Genomic DNA, 20,568 nt, shown 5'->3' with positions numbered 1-20,568 from the left:
CGTCGCCCAATTCGACACGCTGCGATTGCGCCTCATCAAAATCGCTGCGCGGGTGGTCGAGATGAAATCGCAAATCCGCCTGCACCTGCCGACATCGTGCCCCGACCAGCGCATCCTGCGCATGGTCCTCGATCGCATCCCCCAACTCGCGACATAACGATGGGGGCAGACGCCCCGAAACGAACCCGTCGACCGCAACCTGCAAACCCCCGCCTGCCATCACAACGGAGCAATCCCGGCGCCTGACGAGGCGCGTGGAAAAGCACCGCAACGGCGACCACAACGTCGCTTCAGGCCGTCAAAAGCTTATCGCCGTGCATCAAGGCGGCTAGAAGCGCGCCGGCAGCCTGGCGGGGGGCTTGGGGTTAGACTGCCGGCGCACGCCACTCATGAAGAGCGGCCCCTTTTTGCGGTTCCGACACCCATAGTCAACCCGGCAGCGTCTGGATGCCCGCTGTGCTCTTTTCAGAGCGGCTCGCGATGCCGGCCATGTCGGCCGATCCTGCCTAGGATGGGGGGCCACTCTCGTCGGCCGAGTTGATGCTCCAGCCAGTATCGCCTTGCCGACCAGCATGGGTTCGCCGTTAGCAATCCATCCTCGCGAGCCAATGCTATCGTGCACGTGTCGCAGCACTCCGGGCGGCTATATCGCCTAAGACAGCATGACGAAGCGTTCCAACTTCCTGTTCGGCGAGCCCGTGTGCAGTTCCTGACTCGGACAGTGGACGAGAATTCTCTTGGCGGTACTGCGCCAGAAGGCATTCGCATCCAACGGAATCAAGCGACGACTATCAGCCGCAAACGTCACATCACAAGAGCGGTCTTCCACCCATTGCAGATTATCCGACTGATCAGGCGGCGTCCGATATGTCCGACTCTGCCTCAAGAATTCCCACAGGTATGGACAGCGATCTCGCTATCCGATTCCGATAGCCCTTATTGTACTTTAGACCCCGCTCGATGTTTTGGATTTCCTGAGCGGCAAGCCCGCACGCGACCGCGAGGTCCTTGATTGAATACCCAAGGTGCTCACGATAAGCGCGGATGATGTGGGTCCCCTGCGACATAGCCGTCAAGACTGGCTCGGGAATGCGCGAATCCTTCATAAACATCTCCAAGAAGATGGGAGCGCCTGACAAATCGGGAGATTTCCTCCCCGACCCTGGCGCACACCCAGCAAATCAAAAAAATGGACGTCCATTCGGCCGGACCGGCCTCATCCATGGAATGGCCACTTGAAATTGGCAGCCGGGTCGGAATATGGCGGCTCACCTGCTTCTGATCAAGTTCTAAGAACCTGCCCGCCATGAGATGGCCTGATCGGCTGTAGCGCATTCGACCTGCGATCCTACACGACTCATTCTCCCCGATGGCTTTCTTGAACAGCAACTCGAACTCTCACTGACGCCTCCAGTGGCTATTCGCGGCACCGTCCACCCAGCCTCGCGGACGCTGATACCTTCGACCAATTTCCACCGCCGACGCAGCGAAGATGGACAAGCATCGCCACCTATAAAGGTTCACAATCACTCGACCGTGACCGATTTTGCGAGATTGCGCGGCTGGTCTACGTCTGTGCCCATGAAGAGCGCCGTGTGGTAGGCAAGAAGCTGTATCGGGAGCGAGAAGATCATCGGCGCGATAATCTCGTCGACAGCCGGCAACACGAGCGTGTGCATGGTGTTGAGTTTCGATGCGGCTGCCCCTTTTTCATCGGTGATGAGGATAATCCGCCCTCCACGGGCAGCCACTTCCTGCATGTTGGAGACGGTCTTGTCGAAAAAGCGATCATGGGGCGCGATGACGATCACTGGCATGTTGTCGTCGATCAATGCGATCGGACCGTGCTTCAATTCACCCGCCGCATAGCCCTCGGCATGGATGTAGGAAATCTCCTTGAGCTTCAGCGCACCTTCCATCGCTAGTGGGAAACTGGTGCCACGGCCGAGATACAGGACGTCACGACACTTTGACAGTTCGCGCGACAGGAACTCGATCTCCGGCTGGATGCTGTTGAGTACCTGGCCCATGACGCGCGGCACTTCGGCGAGGCTCCTGACGAGCGCCTGCAGCTCGTCTTCGGTTACGGTCCCGCGGGCTCTGGCGGCGCCGATGGCGAGTGCGGCTAGAACCGCAAGCTGGCAGGTAAACGCCTTGGTGGAGGCGACGCCAATCTCCGGTCCGGCAAGGATCGGGAAGACCGCATCGGCCTCCCGAGCGATGGTCGATTCGCAGGCATTGACGATAGCGCCAATTTTCAGCCCACGCTCCTTGCAGTACCTCAACGATGCGAGCGTATCGGCGGTTTCGCCGGACTGCGAAATGAAAAGAGCCGCCGACTGCGGCGACAACGGGATCTCGCGGTAACGGAATTCGGACGCAACGTCGATTTCAACCGTCAGGCGCGCATAGCGCTCGAACCAGTATTTTCCGATCAGTCCGGCGAGATAGGCGGTCCCGCAGGCCGAGATCGCCAAGCTCGGGATCCTGGCGAAATCGATGCCAGAGACCATGTCGGCTTTCTCTATGATGTTGCTATAGTGACGGAGAGCATGGGCGATGACTTCGGGCTGCTCGTAGATTTCCTTCTCCATGAAGTGGCGATGATTGCCCTTGCTGGCCAGATCGGCCGCGGCCGTGGAGGTATGGCGCGGACGCTCGACGGGATGGCCGTCGAAATCGAAGATATGGGCGCCCGAATTGCCGACAATGGCCCAGTCGCCCTCGATGAGATAGGTAATTTCATTGGTGAAGGGAGCAAGCGCGATTGCGTCGGAGCCCAGGAACATCTCGCCGTCGCCGTGACCGATCGCCAGCGGTGGTCCGTTGCGCGCCGCCATGATGGTCGACGGATCATCTTCGAAGAGGACGGCAAGCGCATAGGCGCCCCTGACGCGTTTCAGCATGGCACGCATCGCCTCTTGCCGCCTCATGCCCTCCCGGCGGTGTCTTGCCAAGAGATGCGCGATGACCTCGGTGTCGGTGTCGGTCTGGAACTCGGCGCCAGCCGCCGCCAATTCGTCCTTCAGCTCGGTGAAATTCTCGATGATGCCGTTATGGACGACGGCGACACCGTCGGCAAAGTGCGGGTGCGCATTGCGTTCCGTCGAGGCCCCATGGGTTGCCCAACGCGTGTGGCCGATGCCGATGTTGCCGCTCAGCGGCTCTTCCTTCAGTCTCCTCTCGAGATTGACGAGCTTGCCCTCGGCGCGCCGGCGGTGCAAGACACCTTCGGTGATCGTCGCAACGCCGGCGGAATCATAGCCGCGATATTCCAAACGCTTCAATGCGTCGACCAACCGATCCGATACCGTCTGTTGCCCAACGATACCAACAATCCCGCACATGTTCGTCTTCCCATTCTTGCCGGCAGCTTCAGCCTACGCGAGACGGATACCCATCCGGCCGCTTTCATTGGGGATCTTCTAGTAGTATTGGGTAATATTGGTATAATTGATTGTAGGGATAGCTATCATCCACCCCATGGATAAGCCGCGTTTGGGGCCCTGATCTAACTTCCTCGTTGCGCCTGACGTCCTCATGACCGAACGCAAGCCCACACCCCGCGGCACGAAGGAACAATCGGCCATGCGCGATCATCCCGGCCACGCACCTGACCACGAACCGCCGCCGCTCGTGGTCACGCGGTGATCGGCATGATCACACAGCACTGTAGTTAGGCAGCATCAGCGACGCATGGTCGGCATCATCATCATCGGCAACGTCGGCGCCGTCGGCATGATTCACGTGTTCGTCACGTTGATCATAATCATCGTCGCCGCCGATCTAGTTTCTGATTGCCTGCCGCTTTGACGCGGCTTTCGCCGGTAGAGCTTAGCCCGCGATGGCCTATCAATACGCTGTTAGTCGGCATAGCCGAAACCGAGAGTCAGGCGGCGCAGGCCACAGAGCACGTTCAGCGACCGTTTCAGTCAGCGCCGGCTTTGTCGGGGTTCGTAACGGTCATCAGGATTCTCGGGGCATGAATGCACTATCACGAAAACGTTGGTTCTCAGTGCTTCGTCCGTATTACTCAAACCCGATTCCCGCAGCGGAAGAACTAGGCGCGTGTCACGTCTTGTACAAGGCACAATAGCAGTGAGAAATGGAGATTGATGCCTGCCCGTTTTCGGATAAGACAATCACCGAGCTGTCACCCGAATTACATCAGGAACTGTCTATAGCCACCGCCCATCAGGTAGCGGCCACGTTGGATGGCGCGACGCACCTGATCGCGAAGATGGCTACCTGGATGAGACCAATCTTCTTCGACACGGCGTCTCCCGAACAGGGCAATGGCGATCTCCTGATGACATGCTCCCGCAAGCGAGCCATCCAAAGCCTGGAGCACGATACGCAGACGCGCTCCGCGGGGTTCCGGCGGAAAGCAAGCAGCTGCCAGGCGGCCGCAACCACTGATGTCGTTCAGGAACTGAAGGGCAGCGACATGGAACTTCAGGTGCTGCGGCTGCACGATCGCGTCGACATATAGCCGCAACGGGCGGAGAACGGATGCACCGGAAAGGGCGATCTGCAGACTCCGGCAGTCCTCCCTCAGCAGCACGTGCTGCACGCCGGCAGGTGTCAGCAGGATGTCCTTGCAGCATGAGAGCGAAGAAAGATCAAGCGGTTCAAAATCGTGGTCGAGCCCAACCGGCTCCGCGGCCGCTCGTAGAATACGGGCGCAGTCGCGCGGATCCCAAAAGACCCTTGCCGAAGTAGCGTCCGACTGTGGCGCGTCCGCGAAAAAGGAGGCTCCATTGTCTTAGGAAAGATGCTCCTGTCGTCAACTCGATTATCTTCATGTCGGCCTGGGCTCCGACAATGCAGGCGGGCGGTGCCATTTTGGCGTGGTCGCGCTGGAATTGTGGATTGCGCCGAAGAAACTCCCAGGCCCAGGCAGTGCGTGGCAATCGTCTGGCGTAGTGGTAAGCTTCGTGACGACGCCAGTCCGGCCAGCATTCAAGACCGGCCGTTGCTTCCTTGGGCAGACCAGCATCCTTCACGGCTCAGGTGTCCACAATGCCGACGGGCCTAGAACCGGTTGCCACAGTACCGGTCCGCTCAGACGTCCCCTGCTGCGGATGCGCAAAAGGCTCGCGCGGGAAATCTCGAGAAACCCGGCCACCGCCTCCGTTTTGCCGACGGACTTGGGTTGTCCGATGCGCGACAATGGCCACGTCGCGAGGCGAAGGATCCGTTCCATGCGCGTATCCGTCACCGTTACTATCCGGGTCAGATCCTTGGCCAAGCCGAACTCGATCATGCCCGCGAAGAGCTCGTAGGTTGCCTGGGCCAGCCCGCCCGCTGCCTTGGGCGCCGATTGAGGGAGATCGAGCGCGAAACGACTGCTCTCCCATATGTCGGCAGTCGAGGGCACGACGTCAGCACCCAGCAGCATCGGGAACGTGTCGCGCAACATTGTGGGTCCGGTGCTGGGCAAAAGACGCACGCAACCGCGAATTCGCCAGTCGGATCCCTTGAGGAGCAGATAGACAGGCTTCAGACCATCAAACGGGTCTGTTTCCATCTGGTCTTCGGTATCGACTTCCCAATCGAGCCTTTCCTTGAACACCCGAAACCTGAGCCCGTGCATCTCTTTGAGCTCGCTTGCGAACTCCTTGTAAAGGTCTGGTGTTATCAGCTGCATCATGGTCGCCTCCGTGCGGGATGTGTTCCCGCCATCGAAGGGCAAAGCTGGCAGCGATGCAGCCTGTAGAGGTTTACAGCTATCGTGGCCGAAGAATCAGGATCTCGCCTGGCCGGAGGCAGCCAGTCGTGCAACGGCCTGGTTGATCGTTCGAACGCCAAGTTTTGCCTTGGCGTTTTCCAGATGAAAGGTCACGGTGCGCTTTGAGACGCCGAGAAGCTGGCTGATATCCCAAGCCGACTTGCCGCGCGCCGCCCATTTCAGGCACTCGAACTCCCGCGGGGTGAGCGTTACATTATCCACCACGCGATCGTCGGCGAGCCTGCGCCGGACATGGATATGAAAGTTGATGGCCACCAGCTGCAATGCTTTTTCGTAACGTGTCAGTGACCGCAACAGAGGCGGACGGGACTCGTCGGAAGCAAAGGTCAGGGCAGCAAACCGGCCGCGATGATCATGCATGGACATCGTCAGGCCGCCGCGGATGCCAAACTCAGCCGCACTCTCCAGAATTTGTTGCTGCGAATTCGGCAGACAGTGCCGAGCGCGATCCACACCCCAATCGAAGGTATCCCAGCCTTGCAGCCCGCGCAGGATGACCGGATCAAGACTGTGGTACCGCTGTTGCAGATAACGTGATGTCCAGGATGAAGGATAGTTTGAGATCAATTGCGGGGCGTCGCCGGGGGCCGACGGGTAAGTGAAATAGGCGAATAGCGGAAAATCGAAGCCGGCTGCAGCGGATGCCATTGCCTCACGGAGATCGGCAGCATCAACACTTGCAGACAGTTGCTCGACGAAGTTCTCAAACACGCGATGCATTTGCGCTTTGCGTAACCTCCGTGATCGCTCGATGCGAGGCAGAGACCTTGTTTTAAACGATCCCGGACGGATACAGCGCGTGCCGAGAACCCCGTTAATCTGTTGAAACCCGTGATATTCTGACGTTGTCTATGAGCCGTGTGCCGCCGAGCCAGGCCGCGACAAGCAAGCGTGCAGGTCGGTCAAGGCTTGTCATGGGTCGCAGATCTGCCTCGTCGCGAAGTTCCAGGTATTCGACCTCGCGATAGCCCGCAGCCAGAATTGCTGCGTGCGCTTCGGCAAGCGTTGGCAGGACGGGCGAGCCGCGGGCAAGCCGCTCAGCCGTCTCGAGCAAGACCGATGATAGCTCGGGGGCAACAGCACGCTCTGCTTGCGAGAGCCGGACATTGCGCGATGATAGTGCAAGACCGTCGGCTTCGCGGACTGTCGGACAAGGAACAATGGTGATTGGAATATCCAGGTCCCGGGCCATACGCCTGACTAGCTGAAGCTGCTGAAAGTCCTTTTCGCCAAAGAAGCCGAAGTCAGCGCTGGTCTGCAGGAAGAGCTTGGCGACGACGGTCGCCACGCCATCGAAATGTCCCGGCCGGAAGGCACCGCACAGGCCCTCGCTGACACCGGACACCGAAACGGTCGTGGCGAAGGCCGCCGGATACATTTCCTCTGCATCCGGCGCATAAAGCAGGTGCGCGCCAAGCGGTGCCAGCTTGGCGGCATCCTCGTCCTCGGTGCTCGGATACGCGGCGAGATCGGCCTGGCTGTTGAATTGCTTCGGGTTGACGAAGAGCGTCACGATCACCCGGTCGGCCTTCTCGAGTGCCGCGCGCACCAGGCTGAGATGACCCTCATGCAGAACGCCCATCGTTGGCACCACGGCAATCCTCACGCCCTCGCGGCGCCATGCGGCAACGATTTGGCGAAGCTGGGCAACGCTCCTGACAATCGGCACGCTCACGCTGCTTCTCCGCTCTTGGCCGCGTCCGCGTCGGCGGGCTTGGGCGCATCGGCAAACACGTGCTCGGCGGCCGGAAACTGGCGCTCCTTCACTTCCCGCGCATAGGCCGCGATCGCAGCCGCAGCGGCCTCCCCCAGTTCAGCATAGCGCTTGACGAATTTGGGCCGGAAGTCGCCGAAGAGGCCCAGCATGTCGTCGACGACGAGAATCTGGCCGTCACAGGCTGCCGAGGCACCGATGCCAATGGTCGGGGTCGCCACCTCCCCGGTGATCCGGCGCGCGAGCGCCTCGGGAACCTTCTCCAGCACGACCGCAAAGGCGCCCGCTTCGCTCACCGCAAGCGCGTCGCGCCTGATGCGCTCGGCATCCCCGCCTCTGCCCTGCACGCGGTAGCCACCGATGGTGTTGATCGCCTGCGGCGTCAAGCCGACATGGGCCATGACCGGCACGCCGCGCGCGGCGAGGAAGCCGATCGTCTCTGCCATCGTTTCGCCGCCTTCGAGCTTGACGGCCGCGCAGCCGGTCTCGGCCATGACGCGCGCGGCATTGCGGAAAGCCTGCTCGGGGCTTTCCTCGAAGGAACCGAACGGCAGGTCGACGACCATCAGCGCCTGCTCGAGGCCACGGCGCACGGCCTGGCCGTGCGTGATCATCATCTCCAGCGTCACACCGAGCGTCGAGGGCAGGCCGTGGAGAACCATGCCGACGCTGTCGCCGACCAGCACCACATCGCAATGGGGATCGACAAGCCGGGCGACTGGCGTCGTGTAGGCGGTAAGGCAGACGAGCGGCGTCCCACCTTTGCGCGAACGAATATCCGGCGGTGTGATCGCCTTGGTGTCACCAAACGCACTCAATGGACCCTCCTTCCCCAACGTTACCAACCGCGGGTGTCGCGTTTGCCACATTTTTGTGCAAGTGCGAAGAGCTAAAAATGGCCGTGCAGCTGTGCGGTGTTGACGTGCGGACAGGCGCGCTTACACTTAAATCGATTCAGGCGCCCCCGAGCTGGCCAACCACTTTCGCGAACATGGACGATCAGGCAAAAGGACCCAGGAAAGACGGAGCCGCCGTCAAGGCCGACGAAGTCAAAGTGGACCTGATCGCCTTTGTCGTCGCCGTAAACGACAGTGAACCCTGTGTCCTCACCATCGGCCAGGCGGACACCCTTCCCTCCGGACCATTTGCGCTTGAGCACCGATCGCTGCAATCCGGTTTGAGGGGGTGGGTCGAGCAGCAGACCGGCCATCCGCTGGGGTACATTGAGCAACTCTACACCTTCGCGGATCGGGATCGCATCGGCGCCGAGCGCCAGCAGCGCGTCATCTCCATCAGCTATCTCGCATTGACCCGCAAGGAACAGGCAGCTGGCTCGCCCAAGTGCGGCTGGCAGAGCTGGTATGAATATTTTCCATGGGAGGACCACCGCTCCGGCACGCCTCCGGTCGTGCTGGACGTTCTGCGACCGCGCCTGATTGAATGGGCAGACGGCGTCAGCGACGCGGCCACGCGACGTGAACGCTGGCAGCGGGCGACGATAGCCTTCGGCTTCGACGACCGCCTTTGGAACGAGGAACTCACGCTTCAACGCTATGAGTTAGTCTACGAAGCAGGCCTGGTCCAAGAGGCCGGAAGCGGACGGGACGCGACGCTGCCTCCGCTGGTGCCCAGCAAGTCTATGGTCGCCGATCATCGCCGCATCGTGGCGACCGGCATTGCGCGGCTGCGCTCCAAGATCAAATACCGGCCGGTCGTCTTTGAGCTGATGCCGCCGGTCTTCACGCTTTTGCAGCTGCAGCGAACCGTGGAGGCGCTTGCCGGCAGGCTCGTTCGTAAGCCGAACTTTCGCCGGCTGATCGAGCAGCAGGAGCTGGTCGAAGAGACCGGAGAGGCAACCGCGGAGACCGGCGGCCGGCCAGCGAAGCTTTACCGGTTCCGCCACGCCGTTCTCGACGAGAGGGTCATCGCCGGGACAAAATTGCCGCTGGCGCGGGGTTGACATCGCTTATACTCACAGCAAGTATATGCTGGTTATTTTCAACTAGAGTATAAGCTGGAGGGGTCGATGAGCGCCATGCTGCCTGCGACCGCGTTTCTCTACGAGCGCGTCCGACGAGTGATCCCGCCGATCGAATGGCCGGCTTTCGTCGAGGATATCGAGGCGATCCTTGCACTGAAGCGCGAGCGCAACGCCATCATCCTGGCGCACAACTATCAGACCCCCGAGATCTTCCATTGCGTGGCCGACATCGTCGGCGACAGCTTGGCACTGGCCCGCACGGCTGCGACGATCGAGGCGCAAGTCATCGTGCTGGCCGGCGTACATTTCATGGCCGAAACGGCCAAGCTGCTCAATCCGCAAAAGACGGTGCTCATTCCCGACCTGCGGGCAGGCTGTTCGTTGGCGGAATCGATCACGGCAGAAGACGTGCGCTTGATGCGCCAGCGTTATCCCGGCGTGCCGATCATCACTTATGTCAACACGTCGGCCGAAGTGAAAGCCGAGTCGGATATCTGCTGTACATCCGGCAACGCCAAGGCGGTCGTCCAATCCCTTGGCGTTCCCCAGGTGATCATGTTGCCGGACGAATATCTGGCCCAGAATATCGCCGCCCAGACCGATGTGCAGATCATCGCCTGGAAAGGGCATTGCGAGGTGCATGAGCGCTTTACACCGGCCGACATCCGCGAGTTGCGCGAAAGCCATCCCGGCGTGATCGTGCTCGCGCATCCCGAATGCCCTCCCGACGTCGTGGCTGAAGCAGATTTTTCCGGCTCGACCGCTGCCATGTCCGACTATGTCGAGAGGCAAAGGCCGGCACGCGTCGTGCTGATGACGGAATGTTCGATGAGCGACAACGTCGCGTTAGCGCACCCAGAGGTCGAGTTCATCCGGCCCTGCAATTTGTGCCCTCACATGAAGCGGATCACGCTTGCCAACATCCGCATGGCGCTCGAGCAGAACCACCATATCGTAACCATCGAACCCGGGATCGCCGGGCGCGCGCGGCTTGCGGTCGAACGGATGCTGGCAATTTGAGCGCCGATGTCCGCAGCTTCTTCGGGCGGCCCATCATCATCGGCGGCGGCATCGCCGGATTGATGACCGCGCTTCAACTGGCGCCGGAGCCGGTGCTGCTTCTGTCCAGGACGCTGCTGGGAGCTGACAATTCGAGCACCTGGGCACAGGGTGGTCTGGCTGCAAGTTTCGGCGAAGACGACGATCCGGCACTGCACCTGGCCGATACGCTTGCCGCCGGGGATGGTCTCTGCGACGGAGACGTGGCGAGCCGCATCCTCCAAGCCGCGCCCAAGGCGATAGAGAGGCTTGCGGGCTTTGGGGTTCCCTTCGACCGTACACCGAAAGGATCACTGTGCCTCGGATTGGAGGCCGCACACAGCCGACGTCGCATCGTTCATGCGCATGGTGACGGCACCGGGCGTGAGATCATGCGTGCCCTGATCGCGGCTGTGCGTTCCACACCGTCGATTGTTGTCGTGGAGGGCGTGGAAGCGCGCCGGCTGGCGGTGCGAGAGAATGCGATCCGAGGCGTCTGGGCGAGCGGTTCGATAGGACCTGTCTTCTTCGGCTCACGGCGGGTCGTCCTCGCCACCGGTGGGATCGGGGGACTGTTTCTCGACACCACCAATCCTTGGGCCAGTTGGGGACAGGGCCTGGCGCTTGCGGCCCGCGCTGGAGCTGTCCTTGCCGACCTCGAGTTCATCCAGTTCCACCCGACCGCGCTTGACGGCCCGGAACGCCCTATGGTGCTGGTCAGCGAGGCCGTCCGCGGCGAAGGTGCTGCCCTGATCGACGAAACCGGCCAGGCTTTTCTCCAGAGCGTGCCAGGGGCGGAACTTGCGCCTCGCGATGTCTTGGCGCGCGCCGTCTGGAACCATCTTGCCAACGGCCACCGTGTTTTTCTCGACGCGCGGCAACGGCCTGGCCCGGAATTTGCTCGACACTTCCCGACAATCGCATCAGCCTGTCGTGGAGCCGGCATCAATCCCGCGCGCGATCTCATCCCCATTCGTCCGGCCCAACACTACCACATGGGTGGCGTTGCCGTGGACGGCTCCGGTAGGACCTCCGTCAAGGGGCTGTGGGCCTGCGGCGAAGTCGCTTCGACAGGACTGCATGGCGCCAACAGGCTCGCCAGCAATTCCTTGACCGAGGCCGTCGTGTGCGCCCGCTGGGTCGCTGAAAGTGTCGCCGGAACGCCTGCTCGCAGAACAAAGCCTGCGTTTGCGGACGTTTACCCATCGCCCGCGCCGACACCCGTGCGTGTCTTCCTGTCGCGCGCACTCGGCATCGTCCGGGATGGTGAAGGTTTGAAAGCAGCCGCATATGCCTTGTTGCCGCTCGCCGAAAGCAAGGACGCGGCCTCGGATCCGGCGGCTGTCGGGCTAATGATCGCGGTTGCCGCCCTGTTGCGCGAAGAAAGCCGCGGCGCTCATTACCGGACAGACTTTCCTCATCATGCGACTGTCGCCCGACGGTCCGAAATCACCCTCGAAGCCGCCTTGGCCGCTGCGCGGGAACTCGGACACTCGCCAAGCCTCGAAGGGGCAAAGTGATGACGCTCTCACCGCTTCCCACGGTCATGCTTGAGCCGCTTGTAAGGGCAGCTCTTCTTGAAGACCTTGGCAGAGCCGGCGACTTGACCACGGAGGCCATCGTGCCGAAGGCACACCAAGCGGGAACCGTGCTGGCGGCGCGCCAGTCCGGAGTTGTCGCCGGCCTCGATCTGGCGATGCTCGCTTTCCGCTTGATTGATCCTGATGTCGAAATTTCGGTGGAGCGGGCAGACGGCTGCAATGTCATGGATGGAGAGGTCATTGCATCAGTGGTTGGCCCTGCCCGGGCCATTCTCACAGCCGAACGGACGGCACTCAATTTTTTGTGCCATCTGAGCGGCATCGCTACAGCAACGGCATCGATCGTCGCTGCGGTTCGTGGATATGGCGCGAAGATCGTCTGCACGCGCAAGACGACGCCCGGATTGCGGGCAGTCGAAAAATATGCCGTGCGCGCAGGTGGCGGATCCAATCACCGCTTCGGCCTCGACGACGCAATTCTGATCAAGGACAACCACATCGCCATCGCAGGCGGCGTTCGCCCGGCGCTCGAGCGAGCACGAAGACGGGCCGGTCATCTCGTCAAGATCGAAGTCGAGGTCGATACGCTGGCCCAGTTGGAGGAGGTACTTGGCTTCGCTCCCGATGCGGTTCTGCTCGACAACATGTCCCTCGCCGATCTTCGCCGCGCCGTCGCAATCGTTGGCGGCCGTGCTATCACCGAGGCTTCTGGCGGGATCGCATCCGATACAGCGCGAGCGATTGCCGCGACCGGCGTTGATCTGATTTCAGTCGGCCGACTGACCCACAGCGCGCCGATCTTGGATATCGGCCTCGACTATTGGGGCTCATGATTGCCTGAGGAACGGACAGGATCGAATCAACTGTCCTTTCCGATCGTCATCAATCAGACAGCAAAGCAAGGCAGAACCGGAGGAACAGCATGGACATGCAAACAGCCAGTCCAACGCAGACATCGCCACAGGCTCAATCCCCTGACCCTGGAGCGTGGACCCTGGAGAAGGCTCGGGCACTTCACGATGCCCCCTTCAACAATCTCCTCTTCCTCGCGCAAACCGTGCACCGCCAGAATTTCGATCCCAACAAGGTCCAGCTCAGCCGGCTGCTCAGCATCAAGACGGGCGGATGCCCGGAGGATTGCGGCTATTGCAGCCAGTCGGCGCATCACGAGACCGGCCTGAAGGCGTCGAAGCTGATGGAGGTCCGGCGCGTCGTCGCCGAGGCGAAGAAAGCGCGTGACGCCGGCGCAACCCGCTATTGCATGGGCGCGGCCTGGCGAAACCCCAAGGCGCGCGACATGGATGCGGTGGTGGCGATGGTCGAAGGCGTCAAGGCGCTGGGCATGGAGACCTGCATGACGCTCGGCATGCTCGATCGTGAGCAAGCCGCTCGACTGAAGCAGGCTGGTCTCGACTTTTACAACCACAACATCGATACGTCGGAACGCTACTATAGCGAGATCATCAGCACGCGCAGCTTTGCCGACCGGCTCGAGACGCTCGAGCACGTTCGCCAATCCGGCATCAAGGTCTGCTGCGGCGGCATTGTCGGCATGGGCGAGGAGCCGGTGGACCGGATCGGCATGCTGGTGACGCTGGCCAACCTGCCGGAACATCCGCAAAGCGTTCCGATCAACATGCTGATGCCGATCCCCGGCACCCCGCTTGCCGACGCCAAGCCCATCGAGCCGATCGAATTCGTGCGCGTGATCGCGCTGGCGCGCATCATGATGCCGAAATCGCATATCCGTCTTTCCGCCGGCCGTACGGCCATGACCGACGAGATGCAGGCGCTGTGCTTTTTTGCCGGCGCCAACTCGATCTTCGTCGGCGACACGCTGCTGACGGCGGACAATCCCGGTGAGGACAGGGATACCCTGCTGTTCCGGCGCCTTGGCATCGAGCCGATGGAACTCGAGGCGCAATGAACGGGGCACCGCTTGCCCGCTATGAGGCGACCTTGCAGGGACTGGCGCGCAGGGACCGGCTGCGGACGCTGAAGCCGCGCGCCGGCCGCGACTTCTCGTCGAACGACTATCTCGGGCTTGCCGCCTCCAAAAGACTTGGCGAAGCGGTTGCGGCGGCGATTGCGCGTGGCACGCCGGTTGGCGCCACCGGGTCGCGGCTGTTGCGCGGCAATGCGCCGGAACACGAGCAGCTCGAGGCAGACGCGGCAGCATTCTTTGGAGCCGACCGCGCGCTGTTCTTCGGCAGCGGCTACATCGCCAACTTCGCTCTGCTGACGGCGCTGCCGCAGAAGGGCGACCTTTTGGTCCTCGACGAACTCGCCCATGCCAGCATGCATGAGGGTGCGCAGGCCGGGCGCGCACAGTTCGTGCTGGCCGCGCACAACGACGCCAACGCTGTCGAGGATGCGATCACGTGTTGGCGCGCCGAAGGCGGGATGGGATGCGTCTGGATTGCGGTGGAAAGCCTTTACAGCATGGATGGCGACTGCGCGCCTTTGGAGAGCCTGGTCGCGCTTGCCGATCGGCACGAGGCATTCCTCGTCGTCGACGAGGCGCACGCCACCGGCGTCTGGGGACCGGACGGCCGGGGGCTGGCTGCCGCTTTCGAGGGCCGCGACAACATCGTCGCGCTCCACACCTGCGGCAAGGCGCTCGGCGCATCTGGTGGGCTCGTGACCGGGCCGAGGACACTGTGCGAGTATCTGATCAACCGTTGCCGGCCATTCATCTACGCCACCGCGCCATCTCCGCTGATGGCGGTCGCGGCGCGCGAAGCGCTCGCAATGCTCGCCGACGAGCCTATGCGGCGTTTTCAGCTGCATGAACGCGTCGCCCTCGCAGGCCGCCAATTGGTCGATCGCTGCGGCGTGATACCAAGTGGCTCTCAGATCCAGCCCTTGGTAATCGGCGATGTCAGGCGCACCATAGCAGTGGCGGCGCGCCTGCAGGCCCGCGGCTTCGACATACGCGGCATTCGTCCGCCGACCGTGCCCGAGGGCACGTCGCGGCTGCGCATCTCACTGACGCTCAATATCGGCGAAGCCGACATTTCCGCCATGGTCGAGGCGCTCGTCGAGGTGTTGGCTCAGACATGACCGGAGGCGACATGACCAAGCGCATCGTCATCACCGGAACAGACACCGGAATTGGCAAGACGGTGTTCTCGGCCGGGCTTGCCGGCCTGCTTGACGGTTTCTACTGGAAGCCGGTGCAATCGGGCCTCGACGGCGAGACCGACAGCGAGGCGGTTGCGCGACTTGCCGGGCTGCCGTCGGGGCGCGTGCTGCCGGAAGCCTACCGCTTGAAGAGCCCGCTTTCGCCGCATCGTTCGGCCGAAATCGACGACGTTTCGATCGAGGCTGCCGATCTTTCGTTTCCGGTCCTGCCGACACCGCTCGTCATCGAAGGCGCCGGCGGGCTGATGGTGCCGCTGAACCGCCGGATAAGGTTCATCGACATATTCCAGCAATGGAAGTTGCCGGTCATTCTGTGCGCCCGCACCGCGCTCGGAACAATCAATCACACCCTGCTGTCGATCGAGGCCCTGCGGGCGCGCGCTATCCCGCTGGCTGGCATCGCCTTCATCGGCGATGAGATGACCGATACGCAACGGACGATCGTGGAATTCGGCGACGTGCCGCAACTCGGCAGGCTGCCGCACCTCGATCCGCTGACGGACAAAACGCTGAGACAAGCGATGATTGCCGGCTTCGACCTCGCTTTGATTGCCGGAGGCGGATGATGCCGCAATCCCGTGTGTGGCATCCCTTCACCCAGCACGCGCTCGAGCCGGCGATCCCTGAAATCGTCCTGACTGAAGGCGCGTATCTCCACAAAGCCAATGGCGCGCGCATTCTGGACGCCATTTCCTCCTGGTGGGTCGTCACCCATGGCCACCGCCATCCCCGCATTATAAAGGCGATCGAGACGACCGCCTCGAGCCTCGACCAGATCATCTTCGCAGGTTTCACGCACGAGCCTGCCGAATGCTTGGCCAAGGCGCTTGTCGGGCTCGCTCCCGCCGGACTCGACTGGGTGTTCTATTCCGACAGCGGCTCGACCAGCGTCGAAGTCGCGCTGAAGATGGCGCTCGGCTATTTCCGCAACATCGGCGCGCCGCGCTCGCGCATCGTCGTCATGGAGCACAGCTATCATGGCGACACGATCGGCACCATGAGCGTCGGTGCCCGTGGCGTGTTCAACGCCGCCTACGAACCCTTGCTGTTCGAGGTCGACACCATTCCCTTCCCGGCCGCCGGCCGCGAGCAGGAAACGCTAGATCGTTTCGAGGCCCTCAGCCGCGACCAGCGCGCCGCCGCGCTGATCGTCGAACCGCTCGTGCTTGGCGCCGGCGGCATGCTGATGTATCCGGCCTGGGTTCTGTCAGAGTTGAAAAACATCACTGAGGCCTCCGGCACACTGCTGATCGCCGATGAGGTGATGACCGGCTGGGGGCGCACCGGAACCATGTTCGCCTGCGAGCAAGCGTCCATCTCTCCTGATATCCTTTGCACCTCGAAGGGCTTGACCGGCGGAGCCATCCCGCTGGCCGCCACGCTTGCCACCGATGCCATCTTCCAGGCTCATTATTCCGAGGAGCGCAAGAAGACGTTTTTCCACTCGAGTTCCTACACGGCCAATCCGATTGCCTGCGCGGCAGCACTCGCCAATGTCGAGATCTGGCGTGACGAGCCGGTGGCCGAGCGGATCGCGGCCTTGAGCGAGAGACAGGCCGCCGGGTTTCGACGCTTTCGCGACAATGCCAACTTCACCGACAGCCGCGCGATCGGCACGATCCTGGCTCTCGACCTGCGCGCCGGCTCTGCCGGCTATCTGGCCGAGATCGGACCTAAGCTGCGGGCCTTTTTCCTCGAGCTCGGCCTGCTTGTGCGCCCGCTCGGCAATGTCCTTTATCTCATGCCGCCCTATTGCGTCACCGGCGACGAGCTCGATCGGCTCCATGACGCGATCGAGGAGGCCGGCGAACGCTTCGGTTCGAGCCCATGAGCAGGTTGTCGCGCCTTCTCGGGTTTGGCCATCATGCGCCTGGCCGAAAGGTGACGAATGCCGAAATCGAGAACAATCTCGGCCTCGAACCGGGCTGGATCGAGCGGCGTACTGGAATCCGGTCGCGCTTCTGGGCAACGGACGAAGACACGCTGTCTGGTCTTGCTGCGCAGGCCGGCGCCATGGCGCTGGCCAGCGCCGGCATTGCACGCAACGACATCGGTCTGCTGCTGCTTGCCACCTCGACGCCCGATCACCTCCTGCCGCCCAGCGCGCCCCTGGTCGCACATCGGCTGGGGCTCGGCCGCGCCGGCGCTGTCGATCTGACCGGCGCCTGCGCCGGCTTCATTTATGCGCTGATGTTTGCGGACGGATTTACCCGCCTGCACGGCAAAGCGAGCCTTGTTATCGCCGCCAATATCCTCAGCCGCCGCATCAATCCCTCTGAGCGCGCCAGCGCCGTGCTGTTTGCCGATGCCGCCGGCGCCGTCGTGATCGGTCCGTGCGAGGATACTGATCGGGGGATTCTCGGTGCCTCCGTGGATTCGGACGGCTCGCGATACGGGCTGATCCAGATTCCCGCAGGAGGAAGCAACAAGCCGTTCCACGGTGACCTCGACCTCGCGCAAACGCGAATGACGATAACCGACGGCCGCGAAGTATTCGCCAAGGCCGTCGAGATGATGACCGATTGCTCGATAAGCGCGCTAGCCGCTGCCGGAGTGCGACCACAGGATGTCGACCGGTTCGTGCCGCATCAGGCCAATACTCGCATTTTCGATGCGGTCGGGCGAAACCTCGGCGTTGCCGATCACCTGATCGTCAAAACGATCGCCGAATATGGCAACTCTTCCGCCGCGACGATCCCGCTCTCACTGTCGCTCGCCAATCAAGCGGAGCCGTTTCGGCCGGGCGAGAAAATACTCCTGGCGGCGGCAGGTGCGGGACTCAGCGGCGGGGCGCTCGTCGTCGGGATTTAGCCCAGCGAAGCTGCTCAACATCAGGACTGACTTTGTGAGATGAATAGGACAACGGGACCAATGCGAAAATAGTCGCCGGCAAGCTGCACGGCATCCACGTCACCGAGCAAAGCTCAACTACCACGGTTCGATACTGCTCGACCCTGACCACGCGAAGAACCCGGGATCCTGCCAATGGATTCGTGGAGACATGGAGCAAGACTTCCGGCGCACGAATCTCGACCTATGTCATCCTCGGCGAGCGCGGCTCTCGATGCTGCATCCTCAACGGCGCGGCCGCCCGGAACCTGCCAGCCCACTCCATCCATCTGGACGAAGCGCACATTCCTGTCTGAAGCCGCGGATCGTTACGTTCGTCATCAACAATGTCGTTGGCTTCTCGCCGATGGCAATGCGCTGACGCGGACGGCGTTGACGACTACATCGGCAGGGGCGCTTCAGCAGAACTTTCGCCGGTTGATGGAGCAGCAGGAACTGGTGGAGGAGACCGGCGAAAGTGCTTTTGACACCGGCGGTCGGCCGGCGAAGCTTTATCGCTTCCGCCACCATGTCCTCGACGAAACGGCGGTCGCCCGGACAAAATTGCCGCTGGCGCGGGCTTGACATCCTTTATACTCAACGTAGAAATATACCCTTATAATCAATTCGATTATAACGAGAAATTCATTCGCACCGTCCGAACCCACGGTCTCGCTCGGGAAGCCCGTATGAGTGGATCGAAGTGATCTTGGAAATGAAACGCCCGAGGACGGGCTTTCAACCTTTGTCGTGAAGGAGGTGCCTCGCGAGTGGGCCAATGCCTTGCGGCAACGGTGAAGGATGTATACCGCCAGTAAACGCATGCGTCAAAGTCGCTATCGAATGTACAGTTCGTCTAAGTGTGCGATACGTTCGATTTGTGCAAGTAACACTTGGAGAAGTGTCGCATAAAAGAAACGTTTAATTACATAAAGCAGGCAAGCTAAACTTTAAATTTGCACAAATGAGCGTAGGGCGCCCTGTTCAAGGGCGCCTTTTTTAAGGATTATCATTAGACTCTCTCCCAGGGGAACTGTGGGTGAAGAAACAACGCATCGTCCTGCTGGCAGCTGTTTTGGCGTCTGCCTTTGGCTTTTTTTTTGCTGATCCTGATCCTGCAGATGGTCAGTTTTTTGGTTGACTAGGCACGCGCAAGCGGGATGGATCGCGCAGAGACACGCGGAAGTTTTTTCGCCAGCGAAACCCCGACGACCTGATGGGGAGTCGCGCCAGCAGGGTGGGAGCCACGTCCAGTGCCACCGACCATGCGAGATGCCGATTGTTGGCGCGTCTGTCAGTTCGCGCGGCCATATTCATTCTGGTGCCGATCTGTTGCCTTTTCTGCTTTTCCCATGCGTTTTAGGCCGAGCCAATTTGTGAAGCGGGCGGTCAATGGATCTGCGCCTCGCGATTGCCTGCCGTTGCCTTTTGATCTGGGCGGCATAATCCGAGAGCGAACGCCGCAATCGCGGTTCGAATTGCGCGAAGTTGAACCGGACTTCATCCGCCGTCAGGAACTGGTGGGTTGCGCCGGGAAAGCCGGCGACCATCACAAGGTCGCCTTCCTTGACGCCTGCACAGGCTATGGGTAGCCAACTCTTCGGCCGGTAAGGCACATTGTCGCGCGCATATGGCCGGGAGGAACCATCAGGAGCGACATAGGCGCGATAAAAGCCGAAGTCGCCTGTGTGGCGCGGCCACATCCAATTGTCCGTTTCGCCGCCGAAGTTACCGATGCCGAGCGCGGGCGCATAGACAAGGCGCACGTCCTCGATTTCGAGCTTCTGCTGGAGATAGTAGGAGGCGCCGCCATAATAGGCCCCTACGTCGCACCGGCGATTGGGCTGTCCTTCACATGCGGCGATCAGGGCCTTGCGGTTCGTGGCGAGCCGCTCATATCGGGCAAACCCATTCAGCTTGTCCGAGACGCCCTTGAGTATTTCGGCGGTCACATCCCGCATGTCCTCGATCACATGGATTCGGCTGCCTGGCGCCGCGGGCAATTCTTCACCCAGGGCTCTTCGCCAGAAAGCCGTCTGTGAGATAGTCCTGGCCCTCTTTGCTGTGGTATTGGATGGATTCGAACACGCAGTGATGATTGGTTGCGACCAGCCCTTGTGGACTGACGAACGAGGCGGAGCATCCGCCCAGTGATACGATCGCGTTGAGCGGGTCAGCGTCCAGACGGCCGCATGGCCGCGCCCACTTCCGCAGTCTGGCCCGGCATCCACATACCTTCGTCCGCCGACGTAGCCGTGACCGTCCAGAGCAAGGCGATGGCAGTTGCTTTGGCCAAACATTTCAAATTCGAGTTCATGCTGATGGCGTTCACCTCTCATATTTGTCGCGCGCAACGTTTGCGGATCATCCGCTGCACCAATCGTGCCAAATGAATAAAGCCTTCAGTTACAAATGGTGAGCCGCCCCATTCATGTCCGATCTCCGACGTCTTTCACGTAAAGGGCTCGGTGCTTCCACGCTCGTTTGCTCTTCGCCCGTCCCTCTTCCGTCTTGACTAGCAGGAGCCTACGGCCTATCTCACTGCCGCGTTAGCACTCGCTTCTGGTGA

The 20,568-nt window shown here is 61.5% G+C and carries 20 protein-coding genes and 1 pseudogene; 12 read left to right on the top strand and 9 right to left on the bottom strand.

Features of this window, described 5'->3' with window-relative positions:
• Positions 1 to 157, top strand: a 157-nt coding sequence (locus NKH60_RS32575; protein WP_352874763.1) for a transposase, incomplete at its 5' end; no start/stop codon positions are given.
• 694 nt (positions 158 to 851) lie between these two features.
• Here the strand turns inward: NKH60_RS32575 and NKH60_RS32570 are convergent.
• The 8 genes from NKH60_RS32570 to panB form a co-directional block, all read right to left on the bottom strand.
• On the bottom strand, positions 852 to 1,067 hold the full coding sequence (locus NKH60_RS32570; RefSeq protein WP_352874761.1) for a helix-turn-helix domain-containing protein: 216 nt from the start codon (positions 1,065 to 1,067) through the stop codon (positions 852 to 854).
• Between the two features lie 459 nt (positions 1,068 to 1,526).
• Positions 1,527 to 3,347: a glutamine--fructose-6-phosphate transaminase (isomerizing) gene (gene glmS / locus NKH60_RS32565; protein ID WP_352874755.1), complete on the bottom strand. Its 1,821-nt coding sequence runs from the start codon at positions 3,345 to 3,347 to the stop codon at positions 1,527 to 1,529.
• Positions 3,348 to 4,162: 815 nt separating this feature from the next.
• Positions 4,163 to 4,474 (bottom strand): DUF2285 domain-containing protein, encoded by a 312-nt coding sequence (locus NKH60_RS32560; protein ID WP_352874759.1) that lies wholly within the window; start codon positions 4,472 to 4,474, stop codon positions 4,163 to 4,165.
• A gap of 157 nt (positions 4,475 to 4,631) precedes the next feature.
• The gene (locus NKH60_RS32555; protein ID WP_352874753.1) at positions 4,632 to 5,006 is read right to left on the bottom strand and encodes a transcriptional regulator domain-containing protein; all 375 of its coding nucleotides are present in this window, start codon (positions 5,004 to 5,006) and stop codon (positions 4,632 to 4,634) included.
• The gene (locus tag NKH60_RS32550) at positions 5,003 to 5,653 is read right to left on the bottom strand and encodes an acyl-homoserine-lactone synthase (protein WP_352874752.1); all 651 of its coding nucleotides are present in this window, start codon (positions 5,651 to 5,653) and stop codon (positions 5,003 to 5,005) included. The genes NKH60_RS32555 and NKH60_RS32550 overlap by 4 nt, the downstream gene beginning before the upstream one ends.
• Positions 5,654 to 5,746: 93 nt before the next feature.
• Positions 5,747 to 6,472, bottom strand: a complete 726-nt coding sequence (locus NKH60_RS32545; protein WP_352874750.1) for a LuxR family transcriptional regulator — start codon at positions 6,470 to 6,472, stop codon at positions 5,747 to 5,749.
• Between the two features lie 94 nt (positions 6,473 to 6,566).
• Positions 6,567 to 7,427: a pantoate--beta-alanine ligase gene (panC, locus tag NKH60_RS32540; RefSeq protein ID WP_352874748.1), complete on the bottom strand. Its 861-nt coding sequence runs from the start codon at positions 7,425 to 7,427 to the stop codon at positions 6,567 to 6,569.
• Positions 7,424 to 8,284 carry a 3-methyl-2-oxobutanoate hydroxymethyltransferase gene (panB, locus tag NKH60_RS32535; protein ID WP_352549642.1) on the bottom strand — a complete coding sequence of 287 codons (861 nt, stop codon included), beginning with the start codon at positions 8,282 to 8,284 and terminating at the stop codon, positions 7,424 to 7,426. The genes panC and panB overlap by 4 nt, the downstream gene beginning before the upstream one ends.
• A 173-nt stretch (positions 8,285 to 8,457) precedes the next feature.
• Between panB and NKH60_RS32530 the strand changes: the two genes are divergently transcribed.
• The 11 genes and pseudogenes from NKH60_RS32530 to NKH60_RS32480 form a co-directional block, all read left to right on the top strand.
• Positions 8,458 to 9,426: an NUDIX hydrolase gene (locus NKH60_RS32530; protein ID WP_352515987.1), complete on the top strand. Its 969-nt coding sequence runs from the start codon at positions 8,458 to 8,460 to the stop codon at positions 9,424 to 9,426.
• Between the two features lie 66 nt (positions 9,427 to 9,492).
• Complete coding sequence (gene nadA / locus NKH60_RS32525; protein WP_352508058.1) at positions 9,493 to 10,467, top strand: quinolinate synthase NadA; 975 nt, start codon at positions 9,493 to 9,495, stop codon at positions 10,465 to 10,467.
• The gene (locus NKH60_RS32520) at positions 10,464 to 12,005 is read left to right on the top strand and encodes an L-aspartate oxidase (protein ID WP_352874746.1); all 1,542 of its coding nucleotides are present in this window, start codon (positions 10,464 to 10,466) and stop codon (positions 12,003 to 12,005) included. The genes nadA and NKH60_RS32520 overlap by 4 nt, the downstream gene beginning before the upstream one ends.
• Positions 12,005 to 12,859, top strand: coding sequence for a carboxylating nicotinate-nucleotide diphosphorylase (gene nadC / locus NKH60_RS32515; RefSeq protein WP_352458523.1), 855 nt, complete (start codon positions 12,005 to 12,007; stop codon positions 12,857 to 12,859). Before NKH60_RS32520 ends, nadC begins: the two co-directional genes overlap by 1 nt.
• A gap of 95 nt (positions 12,860 to 12,954) precedes the next feature.
• Positions 12,955 to 13,953, top strand: coding sequence for a biotin synthase BioB (gene bioB / locus NKH60_RS32510; protein ID WP_352458532.1), 999 nt, complete (start codon positions 12,955 to 12,957; stop codon positions 13,951 to 13,953).
• Positions 13,950 to 15,089, top strand: coding sequence for an 8-amino-7-oxononanoate synthase (locus NKH60_RS32505; protein ID WP_352874744.1), 1,140 nt, complete (start codon positions 13,950 to 13,952; stop codon positions 15,087 to 15,089). The genes bioB and NKH60_RS32505 overlap by 4 nt, the downstream gene beginning before the upstream one ends.
• A gap of 11 nt (positions 15,090 to 15,100) precedes the next feature.
• Positions 15,101 to 15,736: a dethiobiotin synthase gene (bioD, locus tag NKH60_RS32500; protein WP_352518029.1), complete on the top strand. Its 636-nt coding sequence runs from the start codon at positions 15,101 to 15,103 to the stop codon at positions 15,734 to 15,736.
• Positions 15,736 to 17,001, top strand: a complete 1,266-nt coding sequence (locus NKH60_RS32495; protein WP_352874742.1) for an adenosylmethionine--8-amino-7-oxononanoate transaminase — start codon at positions 15,736 to 15,738, stop codon at positions 16,999 to 17,001. Before bioD ends, NKH60_RS32495 begins: the two co-directional genes overlap by 1 nt.
• Complete coding sequence (gene bioZ, locus NKH60_RS32490) at positions 16,998 to 17,981, top strand: 3-oxopimeloyl-[acyl-carrier-protein] synthase BioZ (protein WP_352874740.1); 984 nt, start codon at positions 16,998 to 17,000, stop codon at positions 17,979 to 17,981. The genes NKH60_RS32495 and bioZ overlap by 4 nt, the downstream gene beginning before the upstream one ends.
• 68 nt (positions 17,982 to 18,049) lie before the next feature.
• Entirely contained in the window at positions 18,050 to 18,316 is a 267-nt protein-coding gene (locus tag NKH60_RS32485) for an aspartate 1-decarboxylase (protein ID WP_352772439.1), read from the top strand.
• A 61-nt stretch (positions 18,317 to 18,377) separates the two neighbouring features.
• A pseudogene (locus tag NKH60_RS32480) lies at positions 18,378 to 18,584 on the top strand (NrtR DNA-binding winged helix domain-containing protein); the annotation flags it as partial.
• A gap of 728 nt (positions 18,585 to 19,312) precedes the next feature.
• On the opposite strand, the gene NKH60_RS32475 reads toward NKH60_RS32480, so the two are convergent.
• Positions 19,313 to 20,353: a S46 family peptidase gene (locus NKH60_RS32475; protein ID WP_502907805.1), complete on the bottom strand. Its 1,041-nt coding sequence runs from the start codon at positions 20,351 to 20,353 to the stop codon at positions 19,313 to 19,315.
• Between the last annotated feature and the right edge of the window lie 215 nt (positions 20,354 to 20,568).

Origin of the sequence: Mesorhizobium sp. M1006 (genome assembly GCF_040318825.1) — a bacterium.
In the GTDB taxonomy this organism is placed as follows: Bacteria; Pseudomonadota; Alphaproteobacteria; order Rhizobiales; family Rhizobiaceae; genus Mesorhizobium.
This window is presented reverse-complemented; position numbering and strand designations above follow the sequence as displayed.